Annotated in this window: 18 protein-coding genes; all 18 read left to right on the forward strand. The window is 29.2% G+C overall.

Going from position 1 to position 13,768, the window contains the following annotated elements; all coding sequences use genetic code 11:
• The first annotated feature begins 10 nt into the window (after positions 1-10).
• Positions 11-955 (forward strand): glycosyltransferase family 2 protein, encoded by a 945-nt coding sequence (locus tag AC1RYN_RS12065; RefSeq protein WP_481807151.1) that lies wholly within the window; start codon positions 11-13, stop codon positions 953-955.
• Between the two features lie 65 nt (positions 956-1,020).
• The gene (locus AC1RYN_RS12070) at positions 1,021-1,929 is read left to right on the forward strand and encodes a glycosyltransferase family 2 protein (RefSeq protein ID WP_481807152.1); all 909 of its coding nucleotides are present in this window, start codon (positions 1,021-1,023) and stop codon (positions 1,927-1,929) included.
• Positions 1,922-2,755, forward strand: coding sequence for a glycosyltransferase family 2 protein (locus AC1RYN_RS12075; protein WP_481807153.1), 834 nt, complete (start codon positions 1,922-1,924; stop codon positions 2,753-2,755). The genes AC1RYN_RS12070 and AC1RYN_RS12075 overlap by 8 nt, the downstream gene beginning before the upstream one ends.
• Before the next feature lie 48 nt (positions 2,756-2,803).
• The gene (locus tag AC1RYN_RS12080; protein WP_481807154.1) at positions 2,804-3,922 is read left to right on the forward strand and encodes a glycosyltransferase WbsX family protein; all 1,119 of its coding nucleotides are present in this window, start codon (positions 2,804-2,806) and stop codon (positions 3,920-3,922) included.
• A complete protein-coding gene (locus AC1RYN_RS12085) occupies positions 3,912-4,751 on the forward strand; it encodes a glycosyltransferase family 2 protein (RefSeq protein WP_481807155.1) in 840 nt (279 codons plus the stop codon). The genes AC1RYN_RS12080 and AC1RYN_RS12085 overlap by 11 nt, the downstream gene beginning before the upstream one ends.
• Complete coding sequence (locus tag AC1RYN_RS12090) at positions 4,748-5,674, forward strand: glycosyltransferase family 2 protein (RefSeq protein ID WP_481807156.1); 927 nt, start codon at positions 4,748-4,750, stop codon at positions 5,672-5,674. The genes AC1RYN_RS12085 and AC1RYN_RS12090 overlap by 4 nt, the downstream gene beginning before the upstream one ends.
• Positions 5,671-6,807: a non-hydrolyzing UDP-N-acetylglucosamine 2-epimerase gene (gene wecB, locus AC1RYN_RS12095; protein WP_481807157.1), complete on the forward strand. Its 1,137-nt coding sequence runs from the start codon at positions 5,671-5,673 to the stop codon at positions 6,805-6,807. The genes AC1RYN_RS12090 and wecB overlap by 4 nt, the downstream gene beginning before the upstream one ends.
• 2 nt (positions 6,808-6,809) lie before the next feature.
• On the forward strand, positions 6,810-7,436 hold the full coding sequence (locus tag AC1RYN_RS12100; protein ID WP_481807158.1) for an FkbM family methyltransferase: 627 nt from the start codon (positions 6,810-6,812) through the stop codon (positions 7,434-7,436).
• Complete coding sequence (locus tag AC1RYN_RS12105; RefSeq protein ID WP_481807159.1) at positions 7,433-7,783, forward strand: hypothetical protein; 351 nt, start codon at positions 7,433-7,435, stop codon at positions 7,781-7,783. The genes AC1RYN_RS12100 and AC1RYN_RS12105 overlap by 4 nt, the downstream gene beginning before the upstream one ends.
• A 514-nt stretch (positions 7,784-8,297) precedes the next feature.
• Positions 8,298-8,582, forward strand: coding sequence for a hypothetical protein (locus AC1RYN_RS12110; protein ID WP_481807160.1), 285 nt, complete (start codon positions 8,298-8,300; stop codon positions 8,580-8,582).
• A 356-nt stretch (positions 8,583-8,938) separates the two neighbouring features.
• Complete coding sequence (locus AC1RYN_RS12115) at positions 8,939-9,079, forward strand: hypothetical protein (RefSeq protein ID WP_481807161.1); 141 nt, start codon at positions 8,939-8,941, stop codon at positions 9,077-9,079.
• Positions 9,069-9,479: a glycosyltransferase family 2 protein gene (locus tag AC1RYN_RS12120; protein ID WP_481807162.1), complete on the forward strand. Its 411-nt coding sequence runs from the start codon at positions 9,069-9,071 to the stop codon at positions 9,477-9,479. Before AC1RYN_RS12115 ends, AC1RYN_RS12120 begins: the two co-directional genes overlap by 11 nt.
• A 269-nt stretch (positions 9,480-9,748) precedes the next feature.
• Positions 9,749-10,807 carry a cytidylyltransferase domain-containing protein gene (locus AC1RYN_RS12125; protein ID WP_481807163.1) on the forward strand — a complete coding sequence of 353 codons (1,059 nt, stop codon included), beginning with the start codon at positions 9,749-9,751 and terminating at the stop codon, positions 10,805-10,807.
• A 165-nt stretch (positions 10,808-10,972) separates the two neighbouring features.
• Entirely contained in the window at positions 10,973-11,848 is an 876-nt protein-coding gene (locus AC1RYN_RS12130) for an N-acetylneuraminate synthase family protein (protein WP_481807164.1), read from the forward strand.
• A 25-nt stretch (positions 11,849-11,873) separates the two neighbouring features.
• On the forward strand, positions 11,874-12,020 hold the full coding sequence (locus tag AC1RYN_RS12135; protein ID WP_481807165.1) for a hypothetical protein: 147 nt from the start codon (positions 11,874-11,876) through the stop codon (positions 12,018-12,020).
• A gap of 483 nt (positions 12,021-12,503) precedes the next feature.
• Positions 12,504-12,686 carry a hypothetical protein gene (locus tag AC1RYN_RS12140; protein WP_481807166.1) on the forward strand — a complete coding sequence of 61 codons (183 nt, stop codon included), beginning with the start codon at positions 12,504-12,506 and terminating at the stop codon, positions 12,684-12,686.
• A gap of 441 nt (positions 12,687-13,127) precedes the next feature.
• Positions 13,128-13,259, forward strand: coding sequence for a hypothetical protein (locus tag AC1RYN_RS12145; protein WP_481807167.1), 132 nt, complete (start codon positions 13,128-13,130; stop codon positions 13,257-13,259).
• 72 nt (positions 13,260-13,331) lie between these two features.
• Positions 13,332-13,754 (forward strand): hypothetical protein, encoded by a 423-nt coding sequence (locus AC1RYN_RS12150; RefSeq protein WP_481807168.1) that lies wholly within the window; start codon positions 13,332-13,334, stop codon positions 13,752-13,754.
• Positions 13,755-13,768: the final 14 nt, after the last annotated feature.

Consider the following 13,768-nt stretch of genomic DNA (forward strand, 5'->3'; position numbering starts at 1 on the left):
GCTAATAGAATTGAAAAGTAATTCATTAAACGGAAATAATCAGAAAGAATTAAAGATATCAGTTGAGATGATTACTTTTAAACAAGAACTCTATATACAAGAAGCTGTAGAGGGTGTTTTAATGCAACAAACTGATTTTGATTTTGAATTAATTATTGCTGATGATTGCTCTCCAGATTCTACGGCAGAAATAATTGAAACAATTATAAAAAATCATCCAAAAGGTAATATAATTAAATATTTTAGACACAAAGAAAATATTGGAATGCAAGCTAATAGTACTTTTGCATACAATAAATGTAGGGGGACATATGTTGCCTTGTGTGAGGGAGATGATTATTGGACTGATCCTTTAAAATTACAAAAACAAGTTGATTTCTTAGAAGCTAATCCTGATTATGTTTTGTGTTTTCACTCAGTAAACATTTTGAAAAAAGATGGTACAATTGTAGAAGATTTTATTACAAAAGTACCAGAAAATTATGAAACATTAGAAACATTAGCCCGATTAGGAAACTATATACATACGCCCTCTGTAGTTTTTAGAAATATAATAAAAGAATTTCCATTTGAATTTGAGCTTTCTCCTATTGGGGATTATTTTTTATACATGATGCTTGCCAAAGAAGGGAAATTAAAATATATTGAAGAAGATATGGCAGTTTATAGATATGGAGTTGGTGTTTTTTCGAGTAGCTCAGATTTAAGTATAATTAAAAGTAATTTAAAATTATTTGTTTGTTTACTATCTTATTTCAATGAAGAAAAAATTAATAAAATTATATTTAAAAGACAATTAGAATCAGTCTTAGCTTTAGAATTATCTTTACACAGTAAATATTCGGATAGTTTTGTTTCTAATCATATTTTTTTTGTATTATTAAAAATTGTTAAGGGTAATTATAAATTTCCTAAAAGGATGATCAAGAAAATTTACTATAAATTAAAAAACTGAAGTTTGAGCATTAAAAGGTTTAACTTTTAAGGATTTATGTTTGGTTTTAAAACTTTATAATGGATATGCTTGCGATAATAATACCATACTATAAACGGATTTTTTTTCAGTCTACACTTCAATCTTTAGCAAATCAAACAGATAAACGTTTTAAGGTTTATATTGGTGATGATGCAAGTAGTGATAATCCATTAGAATTATTAAGTCAATTTCATGGAAAGTTTGAATTCTTTTATCATCGTTTTGAGGAAAATTTAGGAAGTATTTCGCTAGCAAGGCAATGGGAACGCTGTATTGAATTAAGCAAAGAAGAGGAATGGATAATGATTTTAGGAGATGATGATTTTATTGATAATAATTTGGTTGAATTATGGTATGTAAATTTTAATTTATTTTATAAGAAAGCACAAGTTATTCGATTTGCATCTAAAATAATAATTGAGAAAAATAATACGGTTAGTGAGATCTTTACGCACCCTATATGGGAAATGGCCACAGTTTCATTCTACAGAAAGTTTGAGCATTTGACAAGGAGCTCGCTATCTGAATATGTTTTTTCAAGAGAATCATTTCTTAAATTCGGATTCTATGATTATCCTTTAGCATGGAATAGCGATGATCGGGCCTGGTTAGATTTTTCTGATGATCAACCTATTTTTACGATTAATGAATGTGTTGTGTTTGTTAGACTCTCAATATTTAATATTTCTGGAAAACAAGATAATAATAATCTTAAGAGTTTTTCCGTAGTATCTTTTTTTAGGTTTTTAATCTTAAAAAAACTAAAAAATTATACGAATCAAGAAAAGGAAAAAATCATCAGGTTTTATGAAAATGAAATAAGTAAACAGAGAAAATTAAAATTGTCTGAATTTTTTTTTGTATTATATTTTTATTTGAAATATTTTAATTTTTTTTTGACAAAAAAGTTCATTAAAAGATTTTTGAAAAACATTTTAAAAAGGCATGAATAAAAAAGTTTCCCTTATCGTTCCTTGTTATAACCAAGCCCAATATCTAGAAGAGGCTTTACAATCGGTCTTATGTCAAACTTATGAGAATTGGGAATGTATAATTGTAAATGATGGAAGCCTTGATAATACAGGAGAAATAGTCGAAAAATGGAGAAAGAAAGATGGTCGTTTTAAAAGCATTTATCAAAAAAATGGAGGACTGAGTAGTGCTAGAAATTTGGGTATTTCTGTAGCAATTGGAGAAGTGATCTTACCATTGGATGCTGATGATAAAATAGGTTTAAATTATGTTTCATTGGCTATAGAAGCTTTTGAGAAGAATTCTTCTTTAAAAGTTGTGTATTGTAAAGCAGAAAAATTTGGAGAAGAAATAGGTGAATGGAAGTTACCTTCTTTTTCACTTTTTAATTTAAGTAGGAATAATTTAATATTTTGCTCTGCTTTTTTTAAAAAAGAAGATTGGAACTCAGTTGGAGGTTATGATACGTCAATGAAACATGGGTGGGAAGATTGGGAATTATGGATCGCTATTTTAAAAAATGGAGGTACTGTAAAGCGATTGGAGGAAGTTCATTTTTATTATAGAATTAAAAAAACATCAATGCTTCAATCGATGAATCGTAAAAATGAGATTGATATTTTAAATTATTTAAGTGTAAAGCATGCTGATTTTTTTGTAAAGTATTATGGCTCATTTAAAGAAATGGAATACCAATTAACAGCATTAAAAAAAATGAATGAATTAAATCTAAAAAGCGAAAAATTTGTAATAGATATTTTTTGTAAGAAATTCTTTGGGTTTACTGTGTTCGGGAAATATAAATAATCTTATTTAGAGTATAACTTAGATTTAGTAGTTGAAATAATACTTGAAATGTCTGAAAATAAAATACAATTTTTAGCTTATTATCTTCCACAATATCATCCTATAGAAGAAAATGATGAGTGGTGGGGTAAAGGTTTTACCGAATGGACAAATGTAACTAGAGCGAAACCTTTATTCAAAGGACATAATCAGCCCATTTTGCCTGGTGAATTGGGCTTTTATGACTTAAGGGTACCAGAAATACAAGAACAACAAGCTCAATTAGCAAAAGATTATGGAATTGATGGTTTTATATATTATCAATATTGGTTTGGAAATGGTAAAATGTTACTAGAGAAACCTGCTGAAGCTATGTTGAACAATAAAAAAATAGATTTACCTTTTTGTTTTTGTTGGGCAAATGAAACTTGGAAAGGTATTTGGCATGGTTTAGATAATCCAAATGTTTTAATCGAGCAGACTTATGACGATGAAAGAGGATATCAAATTTATTTTGATTATTTATTACCTTTCTTTAAAGATGAACGCTATATCAAGATAGATAATAAACCGATGTTTCATGTTTATCGATTTGATGATATTCCAGATCCAGATCAATTTATAACTGTATTTAACGATTTTGCTATTGTAAACGGATTTAATGGTATTTATTTTGTTGCTACGCATGGATCTGATATGATTTTTAAAAATAATCATATATACGGGAAAGTTGGAATTGAAGTGTTTCATAACATGAGATATAAAAAAGGGTTTTTATTTGAAGATGTTAGATATTTAGGTTGGCTTGAAAGAAAAATAAAAGTTAAACTTGGTTTTACAAACGAAATAGGAAAGAGACTCAAGCCTTTGATTTTTGATTATAATAAGGCAGTTTCTCGTTTTAATGTCACTTTTCCTGATAAGAAATATATACCCTGCGTTTTTCCGAATTGGGATAATTCTGCAAGAAGTGGAAAAAAATCACTAATCTTTATGAAATCGAATCCAGATTCTTGGAAAGTTCATTTAGAGAAAACATTGAAAGAATTGTTGAAAAATCCAAAAAATCCACAAATAATAATAATAAAATCATGGAATGAATGGGCTGAAGGAAATCATTTAGAACCAGATGCCAAATATGGTTTAAAATGGTTAGCAGCTTTAAAAAAAGTTAAATATGGAGAATAGTTATTCAATATCAATTATAATTCCATGTTATAATGATGCTCAATATATTGAGCAGTCAGTACTTTCTGCAGTTAATCAAACTTATCCATATATTGAAGTTATTGTTGTAGATGACGGCTCAAATGCTGAAACTAAAAAAGTCTTAAAAAAATTAGAATCTAAAATATTTAAATTAATCACTCAAGAAAATTACGGACAAAGTAAAGCGAGAAATATAGGTATTGAAGTAGCAAATGGAAATTACATTTTGGTGCTAGATAGTGACGATTACATTGAACCGACTTTTTGTGAAAAAGCATGTACAATTTTTAAAAATAATTTAGATTTAAAATTGGTAAGCTGTCAGGCCAATTTGATTTCTGAAAGCAATAAAACAATTCTTTTTAAACCTACTGGAGGCACTATTAAGGATTTCTTATTCTCTAATGCAGCACTTGGAACTTCAATGTTTAAAAAAGACGATTGGAACAATTCTGGGCGTTATGATGAAACAATGAAAAAAGGTTTTGAAGATTGGGAGTTTTTTATCAGACTTTTAAAAAATGGAGGAAGTGCCACAATAATTCAAGAACCATTGTATAATTATAGGAAAAGAAATAATTCTACAACTGCAAAAGCTAATCTGGATAAGTATGAGTTATTGAATTATATTTACACAAAGCATAAAGAGCTTTACATTAGTAATTATAACCTTTTTGTTGATAATCTCTTATCTCAGACCCAGAGAGAAGAACACGAAAAATTGAAGTATTTAAAAAAAATTGAATATCGATTAGGATATTTATTGTTAAGGCCACTACGATTCATAAAAAGTTTTTTAAATAAATGAAACCTATAGTAACTATAGTAATGGCAACTTATAATAGAGGTCATTTTATTCTAGAAACTTTATCTTCGATTCAGAGTCAAACTTATCCAGAGTGGGAATGTTTAATTATTGATGATGGAGGAACAGACAATACATTAGAAGTAATCAGTCCTATTTTAGATTTAGATTTACGTTTTAAATTTTTTAAACGGCCAAATCAATATGGAAAAGGGTTACCAGGTTGCCGTAATTACGGTATGGATATGGCTAAAGGGGAGTATATTATCTTTTTTGATGATGATGATATAGTTCATCCGCAAAATTTAGAATTATGTGTTACGGAATTAAATAAAAATGAAGCTTCATTTTGTAGATATCAGAGAGAAGTTTTTTTTAATGAATTTGACTATAATTTTGATTATTCTAAAAAATATACATCATTTAAAATCGATGTTAATGATCTGGAAAGAATACTAAATAATGATTTGCCATTTAATTCTTGTGCGGTAATGTGGAAGAGAGAGTGTTTTGTTAATAATCGATTTGTAGAACATTTGATGTTTGCAGAAGAATGGGAATTGTATTCCAGAATTGTATCTACAGGAATAAAGGGTGTTTCAATAAATAAATGTTTATTTTATGGAAGAAAACATTCTAATTCAAATACAGGTGAGTTTTTTCAGAATAATCCAATTAGGAGAGCTTCTCAGGCTGATGCGGTTATTTTGGTCGTTCAGAATTTAAAAGATAAACAATTGTTTACAACTCCATTAATTCAATATTTTGTAACCTTTTCTATTGGTTTTAAAGAATATGATTTGTTTAAACGGATACAAAATGTTTTAGATCTAAGTTTTTTTAAACATTTAAAATGGAGTTTATTTTATCATTCTTACTCTTTGCGTCTTCCAGTTTATAAAATAAAAAAACGATTTAAAAAATGAAAATCCTTCTCTGTTTTGGTACTCGTCCAGAAGCTATTAAAATGGCTCCATTATATTATGAATTAAAAAGTAAACAACTTGAAGTTATTGTTTGTGTTACGGCACAACACCGACAAATGCTAGATCAAGTTTTGGATTTTTTTGAGATAGTACCAGATTATGACCTCGATTTAATGCAGGCAAATCAAAGTTTGAATAAATTAAGTGCTAAAATCCTTTGTAAAATAGACGAAGTTTTAATAATAGAGAAGCCTGATTTAATTTTAGTGCATGGAGATACTACAACATCTTCAATGGTTGCTTTGGCTGCATTTCATTTAGGTATAAAAGTAGGTCATGTAGAAGCAGGATTACGAACATATAATAAAAAGGCACCGTTTCCGGAAGAAATTAATAGACAATTAACCAGTAGATTGGTAGATTTTCATTTTACTCCAACACTTCAAGCAACACAAAACTTACTAAACGAAGGTATTCTCCCCAAAAGTATTATTGAAACTGGTAATACAGTTATTGATGCATTATTATGGACTATAAATAAGATATCAAAAAAAGATTATCATCATCCAGAAATTGAAAAATTAAAAAAAGAAATTCCAAGTAAAAAAAGAATAGTTTTAGTAACTGGACATCGAAGAGAGAATTTTGAATCAGGTTTAAGAAATCTGTGTGAAGCACTTTTAAAAATTTCAGAAAGAGAAGATGTTACGATTGTTTATCCAGTTCATTTAAACCCAAATGTTAAAAGAATAGTTTCTGAATTACTTTCAAATAAAAAAAATATTCTTCTGATTCAGCCAGTTTCTTATCCAGTATTTATTTGGCTGATGCAGCAATCTTTTTTGATTGTGACAGATTCTGGTGGAATTCAGGAAGAGGCTCCGTCATTAGGTAAACCTGTTTTGGTGACTAGGGATGTTTCTGAAAGACCAGAAGGGGTTAAGGAAGGGTTTTCGACCTTGGTAGGAACTGATAAAAATAAAATTATAAATACTATTCAACTTATTTTAGACGATTTTAAAGGATTTAAAAAATCAAAAAACCCTTATGGAAATGGAGATACTTCTAAAAAGATTGTCGATTATTTAATGTTTTGCAATGAAAATATCTATAGCGGCAAATCCGTTAAATAAATATGAAAAAAATACTTAAAGAATTTTTATATCGTAAAGGATATAAAATAAGCAAGATAAATAAAAATAATTTATTAAATGATAATCCATTTTTGGCAATTCAGTCGCGACTGGGTAGTAATCCAATTATTTTTGACATTGGAGCAAATTTGGGACAAACAATATTCAAAGTAAAAACAATATTTCCAAATTCATATTTACATAGTTTTGAACCAAGTAAAGATTGTTTTAAAAGGATTACTCAAGACTATGGGAATGTTGAAAATGTGTTTTTGAATAATAAAGCCGTAGGTTGTGAAAAAGGTTCTTTAGAATTTAATGAATATTCTTGGAGTGCTTTAAATTCATTTCTTAAAAGGGCTTATACAAAATCAGAAATAATTGATACTTATTTCGTAGAGATTGTTTCTGTTGACGATTATTGTAGCGAAAATGATATTCCATACATTAATCTTTTAAAGACAGATACAGAAGGCTTTGAACTTAATGTCTTGCAAGGAGCAAACAAAATGATGAATCAAAATAAAGTTCAGTTTGTTTTTGTAGAAAATTTTTTCACGAAAATTATATCGGGCAATCTTCATTTAGTGATATATTTAATTATCTTTCTCAAAACGGATTTAAGATGATTAGATTCTATGATTTTGAATATACTAATGAAGGCTTTGCCTCAAGAACGGATGCCTTATTTATAAACGAAAACTTCATTAAATACAATTGCTTGAAAAATATATTAAAAATTTTAGTTATTGTAGATTCTATTGATATAGAGGATAGTAGCGGATCAAAAGCAAATGTGGCTTTGATCAACAATTTAAAAGAAGCTGGTTTTGAACTTTTAGTATATCATTATACTTTAAGAAATATTAAATTAAAAGGGATAAAAACAATTGCTATTCCTGAAATAAAATGGAGTATTATCTTTTATTTTTTAAGTAGGTTACAGCGCGTTTTTAAGCCGAAATTTAAAAATTAATCTAGCTCCTTTTTTTGAGCGGTTATTTGGTTTTTCATTTACATTTTTTAACGATACCAAGAGTATTAGTAAATCGTTAAAAAAAATATTGTTTTTAGTCTGATTTGGTATTGACTTTGAGTAAAGGAGCGAGTTTTAGATCACATTATGCAGTACTTCAATTGCCACATTTACATCATAAATGGATAGTTTATGTGCATGATCCATATCCGTTTCATTATTATCCGAGACCTTATAACTGGGTAGAATCAAGCTATTATCAAAAAGAGCTTTTTTTAGAGATTATCAGAAAAAGCAAAATACAGTGCTTTTCCTAGTCAATTATTAAAAGAATGGATGAGCAGTTATTTTCCTAAATTCGATAAAACGGGAACTATTTCCACATCAAAATGAAAAATATGAAGTTCAAAACACTGTCTTTCCATCTTATTTTGATATTTCGAAATTCAATTTGCTACATGCTGGAAATTTACTGAAACAGCGATCTCCAGAAGGTTTGATAGAGGGATTTAGAATGTTTTTAGAGAGAAATCCTAATGCAAGAAATGAATCAAGACTTATTTTATTAGGAAATGCTTCATACCACACAGAGATGCTTGAAAATTATAAACAAAATATTTCTGAAATTTTTATTCATATTGGAAATAAACCTTTTGATGAGGTGTATCATTTACAAAAAAATGTATCAGTCAATATTATTTTAGAAGCAAAAGGAGAAATCAGTCCTTTTTTGCCAGCTAAGTTTCCACATTGTGTTGAGGCTAATAAAACTATTCTTTCTTTATCTCCTTTATTATAGTGAAACTAGAAGGTTATTAGGGAAAGATTATGAGTTTTGCTCAGAAGTTGATGATGTAGATAGAATCGCTTCATTAATAGAACAGCTATATCAATTATGGAAGCAAAATCCAGACTGTTTAAATTTAGATAGAAAAGATTTAGAAGAATATGTATCAGCCACATATTTAAAGGAAGTAATCAATAAACTATCAGCTAATTAATGGTGAATTCTAGTTTTTAAATCTTAATTACTACCAAAAATCGTAAAGATGATTTGGCTTTTACATTACAAAAAATTAAATGTTTAATAGATAGAGATGATGTTGTTTGTGTTATTTTTGATGATGGATCAATTGACGGAACTTCAGATTACTTTTGAAAAAGAACTATCCTAAAATTACCTTGCATACCAATAAAACCTCTAAAGGGTATTTATATTGTAGGAATATGATGTTGAATGAAGCAAGAACGGATTTCTCTATTTCATTAGATGATGATGCGCATTTTGTTACTTGATGAACCATTAGAAATAATAGAAGATTATTTTAATAAAAATGAGGAAGTAGGTTTGTTCAGTTTTAGAATTTTCTGGTCAAAAGAAAGTCCAAACAATATTTCTTCAAATGATTATCCAACACGTGTAAAAAGTTTTGTTGGCTGTGCCCACGTTTGGCGTATGAAAGCTTGGCGGGATATTCCTGCTTATCCAGAATGGTTTGTTTTTTATGGAGAAGAAAATTTTGCCTCCTATCAATTATTTAAGAAAAAATGGGAAGTACATTATTTACCTGATGTCCTAGTCCATCACAGAGTTGATGTGAAATCTAGGAAAAAAGATAAAGATTATAGTATTCGTTTGAGAAGATCCCTCCGAACTGGCTGGTATTCTGTACTTTTTATTTTATCCCTTAAATGAAATTCCTAAGCGATTTTTATATACTTTGTGGATACAGTTTAAAATAAAAGTATTTAAAGGAGATTTCAAAGCTCTGTTGGCTATTTTGCAAGCTTTATTAGATCTTGTCTGGAACTTGGATAGATTAATAAGACAAAGTAATAGATTGACAAGGCAGGAATTTAATGAATTTACTAAATTATCTGATACTAAATTGTATTGGAAACCTGAACAAAAAACATAAAAGAATCTTTTTTTATTTTCAAAAAACTAATTAATAAAGTTTAACAATGAAAACAACTGCTATCATTCCGTTACGCAAAGGATCTAAGGGAATACTAGGGAAAAATAAAAAAAAAATAGTTGGACGGCCTCTGTTTTCTTGGGTGCTTTCAGAGGCTGTTTTTTCTAATTTAGATGAAGTTTATGTGTTTACCGACGATGTTGAAATTATCAACTATGTTAATCGAGAATACGCTTGGAGTCCAAAAGTAAAGACGGCTTTGCGTTCCGAAGAAAATGCTACGGATACTGCCTCTACCGAAAGTGCAATGATTGAGTTTGTTGAAAGTATAACGGCAGATTTTGAAGTTTTATGCTTATTGCAGGCAACATCTCCTTTTACTCGGGCTATGGATATTAATGCTGTTTTGAAAGAAGTGAAAGAAGGTAGAAATTCAGCTTTGACGGTAGTAAATACACATCAATTCACATGGAATGCTAATGGAACACCTCAAAACTATGATGTTTTTCAACGCCCCCGCCGTCAGGATTTCGAGGGATTGTTAATTGAAAATGGCGCAATATATGCCACTACCAAAAAGAGTTTTTTAGAAACAAAAAATCGAGTGAGTGGAAGTATTGGCCTTGTACATATGTCTGAAGATAGTTTAACTGAAATTGACTCAATGACTGATTGGGTTATTGTTGAAAATTTGTTGATACAGCGTTTGAAAAGAGAAAAAATGCAACAACGTATTGAATATTTGGTTTTGGATGTAGATGGGGTATTTACAGATGGACGTGTGGCATACAATAAAAATGGAGAAGATTTTAAAGTATTTGACATGCGTGATGGTATGGGATTAGAGATACTAAGACAAAATAATGTTAAGATTATCGTTTTGACCTCAGAAGATTCTGAATTAGTCGCACAACGTATGCGAAAATTGCAAATTGAAGATACTTTTTTATTTGTAAAAGATAAGTATAGTTTTTTACAACATTATTTACAAATGCGAGGAATTACAAAAGGAGCATTAGCTTACGTAGGGGATGACATAAACGATATGGCTAATATGTGTAGCGTGGGCTGGTCATTCGCCCCAGCCATGCTGTCGATGCCATAAAACAAAACGCTGACTTTGTTTTGACCAATACGTCAGGTGCGGGAGCAATTAGAGAAGTATGCGAATGGATTATGAAATACAATGTCAGATATTAATTAGTTTTCTCATCAGAAATGCTAAGAATTTTTAATAAAGAATATTAAAATATAATTTAAGAAATAAGAAATGAAAAATTATAAAACTCCATATGTAATTGCAGAAATTGGATGCAATCATAAAGGAGATATGAAGATTGCAAAAGAACTGATTCGCATGGCAAAAATTTATTGTCAGGCTGATGCTGTAAAATTTCAAAAACGAAATAATGTAGAATTGTTAACTGAAACACAATATAATGCCCCTCATCCAAATCCAGCTAATTCATATGGAGGTACTTATGGAACTCATCGGGAATATTTAGAATTCAATCTTGAACAACATGCTGAATTGAAAGAATATTGTGAAGGATTAGAAATGACGTATTCTACTTCTGTATGGGATCTGACTTCTGCTAAGGAAATAGCTTCTTTGGAACCAAACTTTATAAAAATTCCTTCAGCTTGTAATAACAATTATGATATGTTGTCTTGGTTGTGTGATAACTATCAGGGAGAAATTCACATTTCAACGGGAATGACAACTAAATCGGAAACTGATAATTTAGTAAGTTTTTTTATTGAGAAAAAACGTAATCAAGATTTAGTATTGTACAACTGCACTTCAGGTTATCCTGTTCCTTTTGAAGATGTATGCTTGTTGGATATTAATTTACTAAAGGAAAAATATGAAGGTATCGTAAAATATATTGGCTTTTCCGGGCATCATTTAGGGATTGCAGTGGATATAGCTGCGTATACCTTGGGAGCTAATATCATCGAAAGACATTATACTCTAGATAGAACCTGGAAAGGAACTGACCATGCTGCTTCATTAGAACCAGAAGGCTTACGCAAGCTGGTTCGTGATTTGAAAGCTGTTAATAAAGCTTTAACCTTTAAAGCCCAAGATGTTTTACCTATTGAACAAGTACAAAGAGAAAAATTAAAAAATAGAAAAGTTTAAATTATTATAGTCAAAGGATTTTAGTATGTCTTCAAAAAAAATAATGGTTTTGTTGCCTGATGGGGGAGGATTAGAAATTTCGTTTATTCTTCATTTAAAAATTTTAGGTGATGAATTGGGTTTTGAGCCAATTTATTGGAATGCCAGTAATTTTCCAATCAAAAAAGGTTAGGATTTGAAGAAATAAAAATTAAAAATGGGAAAGTTACACGATTAACACCTCTTTTTTTAAGAGCTAAAAAACATATCGAATTAAATCTTTGGAAAAAAAAGTTTAACGATATGATTTATGATAAATATAAATTTCCTTTAAGTTTTGAAGGGCTGAATAATTCACTAAAAAGTCTTTTTGTTATTTTTTTAATTCAGTTTTATGCTTGGATTAAGGTTTAATTCGGTTAAGAAAAAAAATTGATAAACAAGAACGAAAAAATCCGAATTATAAAATTTGTAAGAGACAACTGTTAGAAAACAAGCCTCAAATTGTGTTTTGTTCTAACCAAAGGAATTCGCAAGCCATTAGTATAATTCTGGCTTCAAGAGATTTGGGAATAAAAACAGTTTGTTTTATACAATCCTGGGATAATGTTCCTAAGGCAATGATTGTGTATGAGGCTGATTATTATATGGTATGGAGTGATTTGATAAAAATGAGTTGCTAAAATATTATCCATTAATAGCTGAGCATCAGGTTTTTGTTACAGGAACTCCCCAATTTGAAACTCATTTTGATGAAAGTTTAGCTTTATCTAGAGAAACGTTTTTTAAGGAGCATAGTTTGGATATGGCAAGAAAATATGTCTGTTATTCGGGAGATGATTTAACTACTTCCCATTAGATAGTATTATTTAGAAGATTTGATTAATGTAATAAGAATCTAAATTTAGAAGGAGAAAATTTGGGGATTATTTATAGAAAATGTCCTCTTGATAATTCTGATAGATATAATTTCGTTTTAGAGCAAATAAAGATATTGTGCAGGTAATTAATCCATTGTGGGAAAAAATTGGTGATGTTAGCGATTTTATGCCTTTCCCGAAGATGCACAATTGTTGTATAATATCTGTGAGCACAGTGAAATGGTTGTGAATATTTGCTCGACTACCATTTTTGATTTTGCTATGCATAATAGGCCTTGTATTTACTTAAATTATGAACAGCCACAATTAAAAAAAGGAATTCGAGATATTGGGCAAAATTATGATTATGTACATTTTAGGTCGATGCCAAGTAGTGAAGCCGCTGTTTTTTGTATAATAAGAAGCTACTAAAAGAACAAGTGAAAAAAGTTATTAGTAACAAAGTTTCTAATGTAGCAGAGTGTAAAACATGGTTTACAATAGTGGCAGGAAAAGAACCTGAATTGGCATCAGAAAGAATGTGGAAAGTTTTTAATCAATTGTTATCATAGTTAATAATTAGTTATGTTTCAAAGAATAGCAGTTCTCTGCAATTATAAATTATTTCTGAAAGAGTTGGAGGTATGGATTATTTTTTCTGGAATTTCGATAAAAAATGTAAGGATCATAATATTCATGTTGATTGGTTTTTTCCTAACAATTCAAATCATGGAAATTATTCGGATTTGACTATCTACAGTAGTGAAATAGAAAATGTAGAAAATTATTTCCTCTCTTTTTGTAATCAAAATAAAAAGCAATATTCGCATATTATTACTCATTTTGTAGAGTTGTGTACTCCATTTTTTTATAAAGTAAAAAAAATTTCAAAAGCTAAAATAATTGCTATTGATCATAATCCGAGACCATTAAACGGATATGGATTAAAGAAGAAAATCCATAAAAGACTTAAAGGAATTTTATTTTCGAGATATATTAATGTTTTTGTTGGGGTATCTGATTATACAGTAAGGTGCTGCCTCCCTAACAACAGGAGCATGTATTAACCTTAGCAATACAT

This window comes from Flavobacterium sp. TC780, assembly GCF_056783245.1.